At 71.2% G+C, this 1,022-nt stretch carries 1 protein-coding gene; it reads right to left on the reverse strand.

Annotated elements, in window-relative coordinates:
- Window positions 1-255 precede the first annotated feature (255 nt).
- On the reverse strand, window positions 256-978 hold the full coding sequence (locus tag ABD308_RS18230; RefSeq protein WP_344335696.1) for a DUF981 family protein: 723 nt from the start codon (window positions 976-978) through the stop codon (window positions 256-258).
- Between the last annotated feature and the right edge of the window lie 44 nt (window positions 979-1,022).

Consider the following 1,022-nt stretch of genomic DNA (forward strand, 5'->3'; position numbering starts at 1 on the left):
GCGCCGGGCGCGCCCAGCACCAGCCCGACCAGTACGAGGGCGGGGGCGATCTTCGCGATCACACGCGGGCTCACTGAAACTCCTGTCGTCTCTGCCGGTAGGGCCGGCGACCGGGGCCCGGCCGAGCCGCGTCCCAGCGGCCGCCACCAGCCGAAATCTACATGACTGTAGAGGTTCAGGGAACCGGTCACGAGGCCCCGGCCGCACCACCCGCGCCGTCCGGCCGACGGTCCGCCCCTCCGCCAGGAGGGCGCGTCACATGGTGTTGACGATCAGTCCGATGTGGGTGAAGTAGTTGAGGCCGCCGAAGACGAGGAAGGCGAGCCCGGCCAGGCCCCAGGCGACACCGACCACCGGGGCGGGCCACGCGGCCGGACGCCGCAGCGCGAACGGGAACAGCAGCGCGCCGATGCCGACCAGCACGTACAGCCCCGACATGAAGCTCGCCTCCAGCCACGGCCAGTCCGCGAACTCACCGGAGATGGGCTCCTCCGGCGGGGCCGCGAAGAGCGTGTACTTCCAGCCCGCGGCGGCGATGCCGAAGCAGGCGAGACCCATACCGAAGACGAACAGCGACACGGGTCCGGCGATCCGGGCGGTGCGGGCCACCCGTTCCTCGCCGAGCAGTTCGGCGCCGCGCTTCCAGAGGTAGAAGGAGGCCGAGAGCAGGAAGACACCGAAGGCGAGGGCGGGTTCACCGAAGATGATGTTGTCGAACGGGAAGCCCTGCCCGGCGAGCGGCCAGGTCAGGGTCATGTGCAGCCCGGTGACGACGAGGGTGAAACCGAGCGCGCCGAAGGCCAGCGCCCAGCCGTCGAGGGTGGCGATCGGGCCGGGCACCAGGAACCTGCGGCCGAGCGCGACCACGAGGAGCAGGCCGGCGCCGGCGGCCACGGACATGATCGTGTTGTACGTCGGCATCCTGGCCCAGTCGATCTTCAGACCGTCCGCCAGGAGCGAGAGAGCGTGCTGTTCCATGTGCGGATGGTAGGAACGGGCGCGCGCGGCGCGGCCGTGCCGCC

Origin of the sequence: Kitasatospora putterlickiae (genome assembly GCF_039527695.1) — a bacterium.
GTDB lineage: Bacteria > Actinomycetota > Actinomycetes > Streptomycetales > Streptomycetaceae > Kitasatospora > Kitasatospora putterlickiae.

What these genes read in the sequence shown, in the direction of transcription:
- ABD308_RS18230 (WP_344335696.1), bottom strand. Translation starts at nt 978, where the DNA reads ATGGAACAGCACGCTCTCTCGCTCCTGGCGGACGGTCTGAAGATCGAC.